Genomic DNA, 11,630 nt, shown 5'->3' on the forward strand with positions numbered 1-11,630 from the left:
AACTCAAATTATCTAGGGTATAAATGCCAACTGTCAGATAGATTGTTGCCGCGACAATCGATGCCTCGAGGCCAAAGCCTTCACCGGGAATAATACTCGGATCAGCCAAATGTCCCTTCAGATAGCTTGGTCCTTCAATGCTTGATGTGGCAACGCCAAAGGACCCACACTCTACAGTTGAACCAGTAATGCTTTGGTTCCGGTTAGTTCATATATCAAGGAATGTTGCAGAAAGGTAAGAACGTTAGTCATGGGGAATGGAGAGTGGCATTGATCGCAAGAAAAGAGATCATAATCCCTTGGGAACAGGCTACAATCGGTCAATAATTTCCTATTTATTCTCAAGCATAAGAGCGTTGCCATGAAAAATATCAATCCTAGTCAAACCGCTGCTTGGCAGACCCTGCAGCAACATTTTGAACAAATGAAAGATGTTCAGATCTGCGACCTGTTTGCTCAGGATAGTGAGCGTTTCGCCAAGTTCTCTGCCACCTTCAAGGATCAGATGCTGGTGGATTATTCCAAGAACCGCATCACCGCCGAAACCATGGAAAAACTGCAGGCACTGGCGCAAGAAACGGACCTGCAAGGGGCGATCAAGTCGATGTTTGCGGGTGAGAAAATCAACCGTACCGAGAATCGTGCCGTGTTGCACATTGCCTTGCGCAACCGTAGCAATACCCCAATTCTGGTGGATGGCAAAGATGTGATGCCAGAAGTGAATACAGTGCTGGCCAAAATGAAGCAGTTTTGTGCGCGGGTGATTGGCGGTGACTGGAAAGGTTATACCGGTAAGCCGATTACTGATGTGGTTAACATCGGTATTGGTGGGTCGGACCTTGGCCCTTATATGGTCACGGAGGCGCTGCGTCCGTATAAAAACCATCTGAATATGCATTTTGTTTCCAATGTGGATGGCACCCATATTGCCGAAACACTCAAACACCTTGACCCGGCAACCACGCTGTTCCTGGTGGCGTCAAAAACCTTCACCACCCAGGAAACCATGACCAACGCCCATAGTGCGCGTGACTGGTTCCTGAATAGTGCCGGTGATCAGCAGCATGTGGCTAAACACTTTGCGGCGCTGTCCACCAACGGTAAAGCGGTCGCAGAGTTTGGCATTGATACCAATAACATGTTCGAATTTTGGGACTGGGTCGGCGGACGTTATTCTCTATGGTCAGCGATCGGTTTACCTATCGCGTTATCTCTGGGTTTTGACCATTTTGAACAGTTGTTGACGGGTGCCCATGAAATGGACCAACACTTTGCCCAAACCCCCGCAGAGAAAAATCTGCCGGTGTTGTTGGCACTGATTGGTATCTGGTACAACAACTTCTTTGGTGCGGAAACCGAAGCGATCCTGCCTTATGACCAGTATATGCACCGTTTTGCGGCCTATTTCCAACAGGGCAATATGGAGTCGAACGGTAAATATGTTGACCGTAACGGTAACCCGGTCAGCTACCAGACTGGCCCGATTATTTGGGGGGAGCCTGGCACCAATGGTCAGCATGCTTTCTACCAGTTGATCCATCAGGGTACCAAACTGGTTCCTTGTGACTTTATCGCTCCGGCCATCAGCCATAATCCATTAAGTGATCACCACGCTAAATTGTTGTCTAACTTCTTTGCTCAAACCGAAGCACTGGCGTTTGGTAAGTCTCTGGAAGTGGTTGAGGCAGAATTTGCCGCTCAGGGTAAAACGCCGGAAGAGGTCAAGCATGTTGCACCATTCAAGGTCTTTGAAGGTAATCGCCCCACCAACTCCCTGCTGCTGCGTGAGATCACGCCATTCAGCCTGGGTAGTCTGATTGCTTTATATGAGCACAAGATCTTCACCCAAGGCATCATCCTCAACATCTTTACCTTTGACCAATGGGGTGTGGAGTTGGGTAAACAACTGGCTAATCGTATTCTGCCTGAACTGGCAGGGAACGAAGCGGTTGTCAGCCACGATAGTTCCACCAATGGCCTGATCAACCGTTTTAAAGCGTGGCGTTGATCATGATGTAGCCCCAGGTTCAATGAAGTTGCAGGAACAGCGCTTTTACAGGTCTGCAGGGTGAGCCTCAGGGAAGAGGCCACTACTTGTAGCCAATGGTGCTACAACTTAATTGGTGACGAGTCTATGACTCCGTGCGAAAAAGTAACCGATATGCATAGGTATTTACACAAGTTGTACGTATTTTGCTGTACGACGGACAGCATAAAAGGGGAGTGCAAGTCGCGCGCGGCCTGGCCACGAGGTTGATTGGCCTAGTGTCAATCAGGGGGAAGCAGGGGTTTCTGTTTGTCGGTGAAGCGCAGGTTGCTCAGCAACGAAAATCGGAAGCGCACACGACGGCCGAGCTGCCAAAGGCGCGGCTGGTTGGGTTATACCTGTTTATGCAAATGCAGGAGGTGATGAGCACCTACACGGCGGATGAGCTCAAAGAGCTAACCTGGATTGTTAGCCTATTTTTTGACCAATCCGTGTGGATGCCTATGCTTATTAGCCTATCTTGGTAGAAAAAATATTCTCAATTACTCTACTTTTTTCTTGATTTCCTGGCGATATTTGATTTTATTGTCTATTTTTCTATAGAAAACTTGCGTCTATCAGCTATACCCTTTTCCTTTTAAGCTGTAGGATATTAATTGTGCGATTCATTGATGAGTTTTACTTCGTCATGATTGTTACAAGTTCTAAGGGATACTGTAAGTTTAAGAAAGTGTTGTTCAATCACTTGATTTATTACTTACTATAAGAGGTTATTTATGAAAAAGATTTTCTGTTCGGCATTAGTCGCACTTACTTTGCTCGGGGCTTCTAATTCTTGGGGGGCTCCTTTTATTGTCCTCGGGGCGAAGGGTAAGGCGGTTGCTGTTGGGACCGGTGTGGTTGCCGTCGTGGTAGCAGCTGAGCTAGTTGCATTGCATGACGATGATGAAAATGAGGGTTCGTCTACTTCTACTACTACCAGAACTCAATAAATCGTAAAAGAATAACCGCCTATCGCCACAGTACCTGTTGTGGCAGATAGTCAGTTGAGTCCTAGGGGTTGGTTAATATCATGGTTTGCTTGGAGTAATCTTCAGAGAGTGATTTCAATTTTTCTGATGGTACTTTTTTAAAGAGCAGCCCCTAAAATCAGTCAATATATCTGCCGGTGCTTCGGGTACCAGTGGAATAGTGCGGTTATTCTTTTTTTATCTACGTGCTGAGATTGCTCAATTGCGCTATTTATCTTTTTTAATCATACCCCTATTCCTATCCCTTCAGGGCTGTTCGTCAGCTCAAAAAGACGTTAATGATACTATTTATCATTTATTGTTTGAGTCGTCAGATGTTGAATTAACTGACCAAGAAATTCAAAACCTCACCACCCCCAGTGCTTATGTCCGTATTGATAATGAACTCCAGATTGTGATGGTACTAGGAGCGTTCGAAAACGGTGAAGAGAAATGGGTGAGTCAGGATCGTACACTGATGGTGTTAAGACACGGGCGGGTGGTGAAAACGCTAGGGTGGAAGGATAATTTACTCAGCGTGTCAAATTTGGATCTGGACCCTTTGGCTGACCCACAGCGATTGGTGGATGGTGCTCGCTGGTCATATCTGCTCACTTGGACTGAAGAAAATCAGGTTCGTTCTGGTCATGCTGAGTCCATATTTCATCGATTAGAAGATAAACCTCTTGTCATTGGCGGTAAGCGCCAGCATTACCATTTCATTGAAGAAACGGTACGTATTGATGATTTGGGGAAAAGTTGGGTGAACCGTTTTTGGCTGGATCCGCAAACGGGCATGGTTGTGAAATCAGAGCAGTTTATGGGTGCGGATTATTTCCCGATTGAAATTACAATACTGAAGCAGAGGCATGATGAAAAAATTTAATCTGCTTTTGGGGATTATGGTCCTCTTGTTGAACTCTGCTTATGCAGAAAGTCGGATAACCATTTTTTATCCTGACAAGGAGTCTGTGGTTCTCAAAAATGTGCTCACGCTAGATGGCTTGGTGGTCGATAACCCAGCACTGAAAGGTAACATTTGGTGGCCAGGAGCAGTGATCGCAGAACAAAATGCGACTCAACGGCAACAACAAAAACAACAACAACTGTTGGCTCGTTTGGCGGCTCTGAGCTCAGTTCTGCGGCAGAGGAATGATACTTCCTTAGCGGCAACAGTGGACAGTGTGCGTTCACAACTTGCTGAGCTTAGCGTTGTTGGCCGCCAGTTGGTTCCACTCGATCCTGATGTGATTCGGCTTAATCCAGAGTTTGATCGCCGCTTGTCGGGAGACTATCAGCTTTACATTGTCGCAGAGCCGCACAACGTAAGGTTATTCGGCGCATTGGCTCCGCATGGTAAACGTGATTTTTTACCAGGAAAAGAGGTCAGTGAGTATTTGGCAGGTTTTCAGCTTCTTGACGGCGCTGAACGTAATATCGCCTGGATTATCACTCCTCAGGGTGAGGTGCAGTCTGTCCCCATTGCGTACTGGAACCAGCGACATCATGAATTGACGCCAGGCAGTCTGTTATTTTTAGGGATTGCTGTTTCCGCATTGCCTGACGATTTTACAGACATCAACGAACAAGTCATTTCGTTATTGACGCACCGGATCCCAGACTGATGAAAAAACGTTACTTACTTAGCTTGGTTGCGCTCTCTGTCACGAACGTGTGTCAGGCGGCTTCATATCCAGCCCCTTTGGGGCCCTCTCAGACGGATTTCGGTGGTGCTGGTTTGTTGCAAACCCCAACTGCGCGCATGGCAAAAGAGGGGGAATTCAGTTTTAACTACCGTGATAATGACCAATACCGCTTTTATTCGATTTCCATTCAACCGATGCCTTGGTTAGAAACCACCCTTCGTTACACCGATGTACGTACACGCAAATACAGTAATGATCCTTCGTTCAGTGGCGACCAAACCTATAAAGACAAGTCTTTTGATGTGAAATTACGTTTATGGGAAGAGGGATATTGGTTACCCGAGGTGGCTGTTGGCGTACGTGATATTGGGGGCACTGGGTTGTTTGATGGTGAATACCTAGTAGGCAGTAAAGGCTGGGGACCGCTGGATTTTACTTTGGGTGTGGGATGGGGCTATTTGGGTAACAGTGGTAATATCCGTAATCCCTTCTGTGATGCTAGCGACCGTTTTTGTACGCGTAACGATGTGCATACGACGAATGGGGGAACAGTCGACCTCGGTGAGTCTTTCCGCGGGCCTGCTGCGATTTTTGGCGGTGTGGAATATCAAACCCCTTGGCAACCACTACGCCTAAAGTTGGAATATGAAGGCAACGATTATCAGGGCGATTTTGCCGGTAGGCTCAGACAGGACAGTAAATTCAATTTTGGCGCAGTTTATCGCATTACAGACTGGGCTGATGTGAATATCAGTTACGAACGTGGTAATACCTTTATGGCTGGGTTTACCTTACGTACTAACTTTAATGAATTAAAACCTACGCACCTTGATCAGCCAAAACCAGACTATCAACCTCAACCTCAAGGCAGGGAGTTGCAACTGGATGTGGTGTCGAACCAGCTAACTGAACTTGAAGATAATGCCGGTTTTTCATCACCGAATATTCAGTTAAAAGACCATACGCTGTATATGACAGGGACGCAGTCCAAATATCGTTACAGCGAAGATGGGGTTGAGCGTGCCAATATTATTCTGATGAATCACCTGCCAGAAGGTGTTGATACGCTGGCGGTGACTGAGACCCGGTATAATTTACCCCAAGTAACAACTAAGACAGATGTGAACAGTTTACGTGCACAGTTGGAAGGTTATCCACTGGGGTACGAACAAACCTTGCAACAAAAACGTATTGAGCCGTTAGTACCGGAAAATACTGAGCAAGGCTATCGTATTGATGACGAAAGGCTAAGTTTTGGTCTTTCTCCGACGTTAACTCAATCGATAGGCGGTGCAGAATCATTCTATCTGTACCAGATTGGGGTGACGGGTAGTGCCAGTTGGTGGGCGACAGACCATCTATTAACCAGTGGCAGCGTGTTTGCTAACTTGGCGAATAACTACGGCAGATTCAACTACACGGAACCGCCTTCTGATTCCCTACTACCGCGAGTTCGTACTCATATTCGCGAGTACGTTCAAAACGATGTGTACCTTAACGATCTCCAAGCCAATTATTTCCAGTTCTTTGGGGAGGGGGTCTATGGTCAGGTTTATGGCGGCTATTTGGAAAGTATGTTCGGTGGTGTCGGTGCGGAAATATTATATCGCCCACTTGATACGGATTGGGCAGTAGCGGTTAATGCCAACTGGGTGAAACAGCGTGATTGGGACGATATGATGCGTTTCACTGATTATGATGTTGTTACTGGGCATGTCACCGGTTACTGGAAACCTCCTTTTGCAGATGATGTATTGGTGTCGGTGAGCGTGGGCCAGTATCTGGCGAAAGATAAAGGTGTCACCCTCGATCTGGCTAAACGTTTTGATAGCGGTATTGTGGCTGGCGTTTATGCAACGTTCACTGACGCTACACGGGAAGAATATGGTGAAGGTTCATTTACCAAGGGCTTCTACATTTCTGTCCCGTTGGAGTTGATGACGACGTCACCTTCCCGCAACCGTGCAAAGGTTGGGTGGACTCCGCTTACTCGCGATGGTGGGCAGATGTTGAATCGGAAATATTCATTGTATGGTCTGACATCCGATCGGGATGTTCGCTTCCGCTAACTACGGTTTACTTGCCAAACTGGGGGATTGTTTAATCCCCCAATCTCTATGCTTGTCACTAATGAACTTGAGCATTTACCCGTGACCCTTTAAAGGCATCAGATAACCCCTGTCTATGCTCAGCACACACTTTAGCTCCTCCCTTGGTAAGGAGGCAGAGAGGTGGGGGAACAGTGCAATACTCTTTCCCTAATAATAGGCGTGGTCCTGCAACTCATTGGGCTTGGGTACAATGCGATGAGGATGAATGGGCATACTCGGGTATTTCAGCCTCAACAAGTGTTTTAGGCAACTTGAATTATTTGGGGGAGTTCAGTTTGAAATGGCTAACATAAAAATGGCGGCCCAGCGCTGGCCGCCCAAGACACAGGTATGGATCAGATATACCCGCCATACTTCAAATTGCTTAGCTGCTGGCTACATCCGCTCGTACCAGTCACATAAAAGATGATGTGACTGAGGACTTTCGTCTTTGCTACCCACAAGCTACAAGCAAATCGAATTACTTTTGGTATAACCGCAAAGTACAACAAACGAATTACAGTAGACACAAAACACAATAACTATCAGGCTTGGCTTAGCCAAGCCCGTCAGTTATTACCCTTTCACCCCCCCAGCTGTCAGGCCACCCACCAACCAGCGCTGAGCTAACAGGAATACCGCAGTAATAGGAATGGCTGATAACACCGCCGCCGCCGCGAAGTCGCCCCACAGGTAGTTTTGTGGGTTCAGATATTGCTGCATACCTACCGCTAAGGTGTAACTATCCACATCGCGCAACAGTAACGAGGCAACCGGCACTTCGGTTATCGCCGCGATAAACGACAGAATAAACACCACCGCCAGAATCGGCACCGAAAGCGGTAGCAACACTAAGCGAAACGCTTGCCATGGTGTGGCGCCATCCAATGAGGCTGCCTCTTCCAATGAACCATCAATGGTTTCGAAGTAGCCTTTAATGGTCCAAACGTGGAGTGCAATACCCCCCATATAAGCAAAAATCACCCCGCCATGGGTATTGAGGCCGATAAAGGGCAGATATTGCCCCAAGCGATCAAACAGAGCATATAACGCCACCAGCGACAGAACAGCCGGGAACATCTGAAAAATCAGCATACTTTTTAGCAGCGTACTCTTACCGCGAAAACGCATACGAGCAAAGGCATAGGCGCAGGTTGTCGAGAGCGACACAATACCTATGGCGGTAATGACGGCGATTTTCACCGAGTTCCATAGCCACAGCAGCACCGGGAACGGCGGTGGGGTGACGCTGCCATCGGCCTGGGTGACACTCATGCCCAATGCCAGCCGCCAGTGATCCCAAGAGATTTGATCCGGGATCAGGCTGCCCGTTGCATAGTTACCAGAGCGTAGTGATATCGCTATCACCATCAGCAACGGGAACATGATCAAAGCAATAAAACTTAACATCAGAAGATGGGTGATCCACAGGCGTACACGCTGGGATTTGGGTTGTACCATGGCCATGATTATTCTCCCTTAGTCAAAGTTCATTTTGCTGGCTTTCAAGTTCAGCAGCGCCAGAGCACCCACTAACAGGAAGATCAGTGTGGCGATGGCTGCCGCCAGACCGAAGTCCTGTCCTCCTCCTCCTTCAAATGCGATACGGTAGGTGTAACTTACCAGCAGGTCGGTATAACCAGCAGGTGTTGTGGTGCCGATCATATCTGGCCCGCCACGGGTCAACAGTTGTATCAGTACAAAGTTATTAAAGTTGAAGGCAAAACTAGCAATCATCAGTGGTGTCAATGGCTTGATCAACAATGGCAGTGTGATGCGGAAAAAGTTCTGCATGGGAGTGGCACCATCCATCGCCGAGGCCTCGTAGAGGTCATCGGGGATCGCTTTTAATAACCCCATACATAAGATCATCATATAGGGGTAACCCAGCCAGGTATTGACGATCAGAATCATGCTTTTAGCGGTAAAGGGATCGGTAAACCAGGAAGGTTTGATGCCAAACAGTGCATTGAGCATCAAGTTGATTTCACCGAAGCTCTGGTTAAACAACCCCTTAAAAATCAAAATAGAAATAAATGAGGGTACCGCATAGGGCAGGATCAGTAATACTCGATAGGCAGCTTTGCCTTTCAGCGCTTCCCACTGCACCACGCAGGCTAACACCATGCCAACAGCAACGGTAAAGATGACCGTCATTACCGAGAAAATAATGGTCCAGACAAAGATCGAGACAAACGGTTTCTGGATCCCTTCATCGTTGAGAACGCGTAGGAAATTTTTCCAACCGATGGTGACGGTATAACCAGGGCTGAGGGTGGCACTGGCCCACTGCCCATCGGCGTCGATGGCCTGATAGAAGCCAATTTCCGAGTTAGGTCGATATTGAATCTGGGTTTGATTATCCGTCAGTGTCTCGCCATCTTTGCCCAAGGTATACAGCGGGCTGGTCGCCGAGAACTGGCGTAGCGAACTCATGCGTAATTCGCCACCATCCGGTAGAGAGGCGACAATCTGGCTGAGTGTTTCGCGGTTTTGGGTAATAATGCGTAATGTCGCGCGCTCACCTGCAGGTTGCTCGTTTTCTACGGTCAGCTTGAGCGTTTGCGGTTGATTGCCACCGAGAGTGAAGGGGTCGGAAATCAGCCGCTGTTCACTATCAGGTGCCGTGAGGCGCAGTCGCCACTGTTGATCAGCCGCAGGGTAGAGCTCAAAACCAAAGGTTTTACCGGTTTGGAATTGGCGCTGTAGCAATACCGATTGTGCACGCTCAAAGGTTAACTGGTTGCTACTGCTGTAGTTGGTAAACGCGATGGCGATGGTACAGATGAGCGGGAATAGGACGAACAACCCCATACCAGCGACACCCGGATAGACGTAACGCCAGGCATAGGCTCGGCGATTGGCAAAGACATAGAGCCCAGAACTGATCAATACCAGCGTCAGAATAGCGAATAGGTATTCCCCCTGCGCATACATCAACACAATCAGATAACAGGTCAGTAGACTGAAAAGGCCAACAAATAGCCATTTCAGACTTTCACTCTGCCACCACTTCGATTTTTTTCGCGCGGGCGAGCCAGCGTGAGCGAATTGCATAGGGCGTTCCTTGTCAGGGAGATGACTAGATAACTAGATAACGACGGGGTACCGCTGGCACCCCACACAGCAAGGCAACGGCGGGCACCATGGCCCGCGGCTGCCAGAGTCTTACTTGATGATACGGGTGCGAGCGTCTTCCAGTGCGGCTTTCACTGTCTGGCGCCCAGTAATGGCGTTGATAACGGCGCTACGCATCGCATACCAGAAGGTGCTCATCTGTGGGATGTTTGGCATGATTTCGCCGTTTTGCGCGTTCTGCATGGTTGCTGCGATCCTTGGGTCTTTTGCTAATTGCTCCTGGAAGGATTTCAGTGCTACAGCACCCAGCGGTTTGTCTTTGTTAACATTAGCCAGACCTTCATCGGTCAACAGATAGTTTTCCAAAAACTCGGTAGCCAACTCTTTGTTTGGACTAGCGCTGTTAATGCCTGCGGTCAGCACACCGGTGAATGGCTTAGATGGCTTACCTTGGAAGCTTGGTAACAGAGTGACGCCATAATTGATTTTACTCTGCTCAATGTTGTTCCAGGCCCAAGGTCCATTAATGGTCATGGCGGTCTGGCCTTTGTTGAAGGCGGCTTCGGCGATGGAGTAATCAGTGTCGGCGTTGATGTGCTTATTCTTCACCAGATCGACGATAAACTGTAAACCGGCCTGTGAGCCGGCATTAGCGACGCCCACATCTTTAATATCGAATTTGCCATCGGCAAATTTGAAGGCATAGCCGCCATTGGCAGAGATAATTGGCCAAGTGAAGTAGGGTTCTTGCAGATTCCACATGATGGCGCTCTTGCCTTTGGTGCGTAGATCTTTGTCCAAGGCCGGGATCTCTTCCCAGGTTTTCGGGGCTTCTTTGATCAGGTCTTTGTTATAGATTAACGACAGCGCTTCAACTGCAATGGGATAACCAATCAGCTTGCCGTTAAAACGAACTGCATCCCAAGTGAACGGATAGATCTTGTCTTGGAAATCTTTGGACGGGTGTACCTCTGCCAATAAACCTGACTGCGCATAGCCACCAAAACGGTCATGAGCCCAGAAGATAATGTCTGGACCGTCACCGGTTGCGGCAACCTGCGGGAATTTCTCTTCCAGTTTGTCCGGGTGCTCAATGGTGACTTTGATGCCGGTATCTTTCTCAAACTTTTTACCCACCTCGGCCAAGCCGTTATAACCTTTATCGCCGTTGATCCAGATAACCAGTTTGCCTTCTTCGATCTTGGCAAACGCAGAGGCGGAGAGCACCAGAGTGGTTAAGGCCGAAAGGGTCAGTGTACGTAACGTTGTTGTCATGGTTGAGTTCATAGTCCAATCCTTTTGTGAGCAATACGATTGCAATGTGCAATTAAGGAGAGCGGTTTGGTGCTTATAGTGAGACACAATGCGACAACTCCTCATCCTCCCCCCTTCTACGCCCTTGGCTTACGTAGTGTGATCCCGCTAGCAAAGTCGCGGGTTCTGTGGTGACCAGCACAAAAAGTAGCGATGATTTTTGCTACGCAGATCACATAGTGTTCGGGTGTCGTCCACTTAAGTTATACAATGTGTTTTTCTCATCCTCCTATCTCCTCCCCCATGAAAAATTCTGTTACGGATGATTACCCTTTCTTGTTGTTAGCTCACTATCAGCAACATTAATTTTTTCCGTCTAGTGCAGCAGGAAGCTGGATTTATGTCGTTAATGCATATCGTTACCCACCTCATGTTGTACCGGCACCCAGCGGCTAGTTTCCGTGCCGGAAGGGATGATGCTGTTGGTGATGTACAAGACATGATGGCGGTACTGCCTTTATCTATTACCCATCAGGATCAATGTACTGCGAAAGCAGGGGAGTAA

At 48.0% G+C, this 11,630-nt stretch carries 10 protein-coding genes; 7 read left to right on the plus strand and 3 right to left on the minus strand.

The features are described 5' to 3' along the window. Nucleotides 1-361: 361 nt before the first annotated feature. The 6 genes from pgi to AC2A06_RS06845 all read left to right on the plus strand — a co-directional run bounded on the left by pgi (nt 362) and on the right by AC2A06_RS06845 (nt 6,712). Nucleotides 362-2,008, plus strand: a complete 1,647-nt coding sequence (gene pgi / locus AC2A06_RS06820) for a glucose-6-phosphate isomerase (protein ID WP_484379804.1) — start codon at nt 362-364, stop codon at nt 2,006-2,008. Nucleotides 2,009-2,223: 215 nt separating this feature from the next. Then, on the plus strand, nt 2,224-2,514 hold the full coding sequence (locus AC2A06_RS06825) for a hypothetical protein (RefSeq protein WP_484379805.1): 291 nt from the start codon (nt 2,224-2,226) through the stop codon (nt 2,512-2,514). Nucleotides 2,515-2,763: 249 nt separating this feature from the next. Continuing rightward, nucleotides 2,764-2,979: a hypothetical protein gene (locus AC2A06_RS06830; RefSeq protein ID WP_484379806.1), complete on the plus strand. Its 216-nt coding sequence runs from the start codon at nt 2,764-2,766 to the stop codon at nt 2,977-2,979. A 199-nt stretch (nt 2,980-3,178) separates the two neighbouring features. Next, nucleotides 3,179-3,883 (plus strand): YjbF family lipoprotein, encoded by a 705-nt coding sequence (locus AC2A06_RS06835; RefSeq protein WP_051791117.1) that lies wholly within the window; start codon nt 3,179-3,181, stop codon nt 3,881-3,883. Beyond that, entirely contained in the window at nt 3,867-4,622 is a 756-nt protein-coding gene (locus AC2A06_RS06840; protein ID WP_473196638.1) for a capsule biosynthesis GfcC D2 domain-containing protein, read from the plus strand. Before AC2A06_RS06835 ends, AC2A06_RS06840 begins: the two co-directional genes overlap by 17 nt. After that, the gene (locus tag AC2A06_RS06845) at nt 4,622-6,712 is read left to right on the plus strand and encodes a YjbH domain-containing protein (RefSeq protein WP_484379807.1); all 2,091 of its coding nucleotides are present in this window, start codon (nt 4,622-4,624) and stop codon (nt 6,710-6,712) included. The genes AC2A06_RS06840 and AC2A06_RS06845 overlap by 1 nt, the downstream gene beginning before the upstream one ends. A 597-nt stretch (nt 6,713-7,309) precedes the next feature. Here the strand turns inward: AC2A06_RS06845 and malG are convergent. The 3 genes from malG to malE all read right to left on the minus strand — a co-directional run bounded on the left by malG (nt 7,310) and on the right by malE (nt 11,098). Further along, nucleotides 7,310-8,200, minus strand: a complete 891-nt coding sequence (malG, locus tag AC2A06_RS06850; protein ID WP_023491084.1) for a maltose ABC transporter permease MalG — start codon at nt 8,198-8,200, stop codon at nt 7,310-7,312. Nucleotides 8,201-8,212: 12 nt separating this feature from the next. After that, nucleotides 8,213-9,790: a maltose ABC transporter permease MalF gene (gene malF / locus AC2A06_RS06855; RefSeq protein WP_037384207.1), complete on the minus strand. Its 1,578-nt coding sequence runs from the start codon at nt 9,788-9,790 to the stop codon at nt 8,213-8,215. A 111-nt stretch (nt 9,791-9,901) separates the two neighbouring features. Further along, the gene (gene malE, locus AC2A06_RS06860) at nt 9,902-11,098 is read right to left on the minus strand and encodes a maltose/maltodextrin ABC transporter substrate-binding protein MalE (protein WP_484379808.1); all 1,197 of its coding nucleotides are present in this window, start codon (nt 11,096-11,098) and stop codon (nt 9,902-9,904) included. A 367-nt stretch (nt 11,099-11,465) separates the two neighbouring features. Between malE and AC2A06_RS06865 the strand changes: the two genes are divergently transcribed. After that, complete coding sequence (locus tag AC2A06_RS06865) at nt 11,466-11,630, plus strand: hypothetical protein (RefSeq protein ID WP_473196640.1); 165 nt, start codon at nt 11,466-11,468, stop codon at nt 11,628-11,630.

It is taken from the genome of Serratia sp. HNCC26DJ244 (assembly GCF_057180565.1).